6 protein-coding genes and 1 tRNA gene are annotated in these 3649 nt (G+C 54.2%); all 7 read left to right on the forward strand.

The genetic code is table 11. The features are described from left to right. Window positions 1-53 precede the first annotated feature (53 nt). The 7 genes from ACK6AU_RS31525 to rplL all read left to right on the forward strand — a co-directional run bounded on the left by ACK6AU_RS31525 (window position 54) and on the right by rplL (window position 3477). Window positions 54-129: transfer RNA gene (locus tag ACK6AU_RS31525), tRNA-Trp, on the forward strand. Between the two features lie 45 nt (window positions 130-174). Then, window positions 175-543 carry a preprotein translocase subunit SecE gene (secE, locus tag ACK6AU_RS31530; protein WP_053138903.1) on the forward strand — a complete coding sequence of 123 codons (369 nt, stop codon included), beginning with the start codon at window positions 175-177 and terminating at the stop codon, window positions 541-543. Between the two features lie 9 nt (window positions 544-552). Next, the gene (gene nusG, locus ACK6AU_RS31535) at window positions 553-1086 is read left to right on the forward strand and encodes a transcription termination/antitermination protein NusG (RefSeq protein WP_002555501.1); all 534 of its coding nucleotides are present in this window, start codon (window positions 553-555) and stop codon (window positions 1084-1086) included. A gap of 118 nt (window positions 1087-1204) precedes the next feature. Continuing rightward, window positions 1205-1636 (forward strand): 50S ribosomal protein L11, encoded by a 432-nt coding sequence (gene rplK / locus ACK6AU_RS31540; RefSeq protein WP_003176435.1) that lies wholly within the window; start codon window positions 1205-1207, stop codon window positions 1634-1636. Continuing rightward, on the forward strand, window positions 1636-2331 hold the full coding sequence (gene rplA / locus ACK6AU_RS31545) for a 50S ribosomal protein L1 (protein WP_053138906.1): 696 nt from the start codon (window positions 1636-1638) through the stop codon (window positions 2329-2331). The genes rplK and rplA overlap by 1 nt, the downstream gene beginning before the upstream one ends. Window positions 2332-2530: 199 nt before the next feature. Then, the gene (gene rplJ, locus ACK6AU_RS31550; RefSeq protein ID WP_053138910.1) at window positions 2531-3031 is read left to right on the forward strand and encodes a 50S ribosomal protein L10; all 501 of its coding nucleotides are present in this window, start codon (window positions 2531-2533) and stop codon (window positions 3029-3031) included. An 80-nt stretch (window positions 3032-3111) separates the two neighbouring features. Continuing rightward, a complete protein-coding gene (gene rplL, locus ACK6AU_RS31555) occupies window positions 3112-3477 on the forward strand; it encodes a 50S ribosomal protein L7/L12 (RefSeq protein ID WP_185698159.1) in 366 nt (121 codons plus the stop codon). Window positions 3478-3649: the final 172 nt, after the last annotated feature.

The raw sequence follows: 3649 nt of genomic DNA on the forward strand, positions 1-3649 counted from the left end.
TTCTTGCAAAGTCCCTGTCAGGCCGATATAGTGGTCGGCCTGATTTTGTTTTTAGGTCAGTAGCTCAATTGGCAGAGCGACGGTCTCCAAAACCGTAGGTTGGGGGTTCGATTCCCTCCTGACCTGCCAGATTCACTCGGTGTGTCTGGCTTTCTTTTCACAGGATCTTCATAGATGACTCCTAAGGCTGAAGCTCAAGGTTCTCGCTTCGATCTGCTGAAGTGGCTCGTTGTTGTCGCTTTGGTGGTCGTTGGTGTTGTTGGTAATCAGTATTACTCTGGTCTGCCAATCCTGTACCGCGTCTTGGCGCTGCTTGTCATTGCTGCTGTCGCTGCCTTTGTGGGCTTGCAGACTGCAAAGGGCAAGTCGTTCTTTGTCCTGGTTAAGGAAGCTCGCACAGAGATTCGTAAAGTCGTATGGCCAACCCGTCAAGAAACCACTCAGACCACGCTGATTGTCGTGGCTGTAGTTTTGGTTATGGCGTTGCTCTTGTGGGGGCTTGACTCCCTGCTGGGTTGGATCGTTTCCTTGATTGTTGGCTAAGGGTGTCCCGTGGCTAAGCGTTGGTACGTTGTGCATGCTTACTCGGGTTACGAGAAGCATGTAATGCGCTCGCTGATCGAGCGTGTAAAACTGGCTGGCATGGAAGATGGCTTCGGCGAAATTCTGGTCCCCACTGAAGAAGTGGTTGAGATGCGCAATGGCCAGAAGCGCAAGAGTGAGCGTAAATTCTTCCCTGGTTATGTGCTGGTCCAGATGGATATGAATGAGGGGACTTGGCACTTGGTCAAGGATACCCCTCGTGTAATGGGCTTTATTGGTGGTACCGCTGACAAGCCGGCGCCGATCACTGATAAAGAGGCAGAAGCAATTCTGCGTCGCGTCGCTGATGGTAGCGACAAGCCCAAGCCCAAGACCTTGTTTGAGCCAGGTGAGGTGGTCCGGGTTACTGACGGTCCATTCGCTGATTTCAATGGTACGGTCGAAGAGGTTAATTACGAAAAGAGCCGGATCCAGGTGGCCGTGCTCATTTTCGGTCGCTCTACTCCGGTAGAGTTGGAGTTCAGTCAGGTCGAGAAGGCATAACTGAACGAGAATCCCATACCCCGCAGCCCTAGGCTGTGGGGTTTTGTCGTCACTGGGATAAACGCGCAAGTAACCGGGGAGCCTTTATAGGCGTCTGAACCCGTAATTGGAGTGCCTCATGGCTAAGAAGATTACTGCTTACATCAAGCTGCAAGTTAAGGCCGCTCAGGCCAACCCAAGCCCGCCCGTTGGCCCTGCTCTGGGTCAGCATGGCGTGAACATCATGGAATTCTGCAAGGCCTTCAACGCCCGTACTCAGGGTCTTGAGCCAGGTCTGCCGACTCCAGTGATCATCACTGTGTACAGTGACCGTAGCTTTACTTTCGAAACCAAGAGCACCCCTGCTTCGGTTCTGCTGAAGAAGGCTGCTGGTTTGACTAGCGGCTCCGCTCGTCCGAACACCGTTAAGGTTGGCACTGTTACCCGTGCTCAGCTGGAAGAGATCGCGAAAACCAAAAACGCTGATCTGACCGCAGCTGATATGGATGCAGCCGTGCGTACTATCGCCGGTTCTGCTCGTAGCATGGGCCTTAACGTGGAGGGTGTGTAATGGCTAAGCTGACCAAGCGCCAAAAGGCTATCGCCGGCAAGATTGAAGCAGGCAAAGCCTACAATTTCGTAGATGCCGCCGCTCTCCTGACCGAACTGTCGACCGTTAAGTTCAACGAGTCCGTAGACGTCGCTGTGAACCTGGGCGTAGACCCACGTAAGTCTGACCAGGTTGTTCGCAGCGCTACTGTGCTGCCACACGGCACTGGCAAGACCGTTCGTGTTGCTGTGTTTACCCAGGGGCCAGCTGCTGAAGCTGCTCTGGCTGCCGGTGCTGACCGTGTAGGTATGGATGAGCTGGCTGCCGAAATGAAAGGCGGCGACCTGAACTACGACGTGGTTATCGCTTCTCCGGACGCGATGCGTGTTGTAGGTCAGCTGGGTCAGGTTCTGGGTCCTCGTGGTCTGATGCCTAACCCGAAGGTAGGTACCGTGACTCCAGACGTCGCTTCGGCTGTTAAAAACGCCAAGGCTGGTCAGGTTCGCTATCGTACCGACAAGAACGGCATTATCCACACCTCCGTTGGCAAGGTCGGCTTCGACGCCGTCAAGCTGAAGGAGAACGTTGAAGCTCTGATCGCTGACCTGAAGCGTATCAAGCCAGCTTCTTCGAAAGGTATCTACGTCAAGCGCGTTACCCTGAGCACCACCATGGGCCCAGGCCTGGTCATCGACCAAAGCTCGCTGGACGTATAAGGCACGAACTGACGCGAGCGATTGCGTCAGTTGTAAAAATTGGGGTCCCTGCCTGGCGGGGGCTATCCAAGACCGTAGGCGACGCAAGTCTTAAACCACAAGCCTACGCAGATGGTGCTCCCGGTTCCTTACCGAATCAGACACCAAAACGACATCCAGCCCAGGTTGGATGAAACGGTAACAAGCAGGAGTTAAACCCGTGGCAATTAAACTCGAAGACAAGAAGGCCATCGTCGCTGAAGTCAACGAGGCTGCCAAAGTTGCCCTGTCCGCTGTCGTGGCTGATGCCCGTGGTGTGACAGTAGGCGCTATGACCGGACTCCGTAAAGAGGCCCGCGAAGCTGGTGTTTATGTACGCGTTGTACGTAACACCTTGCTCAAGCGCGCTGTTGAAGGCACTCAATATGACGTGCTCAACGACGCGTTCGTCGGCCCTACCCTGATTGCATTCTCCAAGGAACATCCGGGCGCTGCTGCTCGTATTTTCAAAGAGTTCGCAAAGGGTCAGGAAAAGTTCGAGATCAAGGCAGCTGCGTTCGAGGGCAAGTACCTCGCAGCAAACGAGATCGACGTGTTGGCTTCTCTGCCAACTCGCGACGAGGCTATTGCGAAGCTGATGAGCGTGATCCAAGGCGCTACCAGCAAGCTGGCTCGTACTCTGGCGGCTATTCGCGACCAGAAAGAAGCTGCTGCAGCCTAAGGCTCGGCAAGCTCTTTCTAAATCATACGTTTAATTTGATGGCTGCGTAGGCTGTCACCCCAATACAGGAATCTATAGTCATGTCTCTGACTAACGAGCAAATCATCGAAGCGATCGGCCAGAAAACCGTTCTGGAAGTTGTTGAACTGATCAAAGCGATGGAAGAAACCTTCGGCGTTACTGCTGCTGTTGCCGCTGCCGGCCCAGCTGTTGCCGCTGCCGTTGTTGAAGAGCAAACCGAGTTCAACGTTATCCTGGCTGACGCTGGCGATAAGAAAGTGAACGTGATCAAGGCTGTACGTGAGCTGACCGGTCTGGGCCTGAAAGAAGCCAAGGCTGTAGTTGACGGTGCTCCTGCCATGGTTCTGGAAGGCGTTGCTAAAGAAGCCGCTGACAAAGCCAAAGCAGCTCTGGAAGAAGCAGGCGCTAAAGTCGAGCTCAAGTAAGCATCGACTTTGTGTCTCCAGCCCGAGCGTTGAGCGAACGGCTGATGGCTGGTGGCTTTTGCCACCGGCCTTTTTCCGTTATTGGCTACCGACTGGGTCGGTGCCTTTAACGTGCTGTAACCACCCTGTGCGGTGGCGCAAACCAAAGGGTTTGCACGATTTTCTGGCTGTC

Source organism: Pseudomonas sp. KCJK8993, from assembly GCF_046230915.1.
GTDB lineage: Bacteria > Pseudomonadota > Gammaproteobacteria > Pseudomonadales > Pseudomonadaceae > Aquipseudomonas > Aquipseudomonas piscis.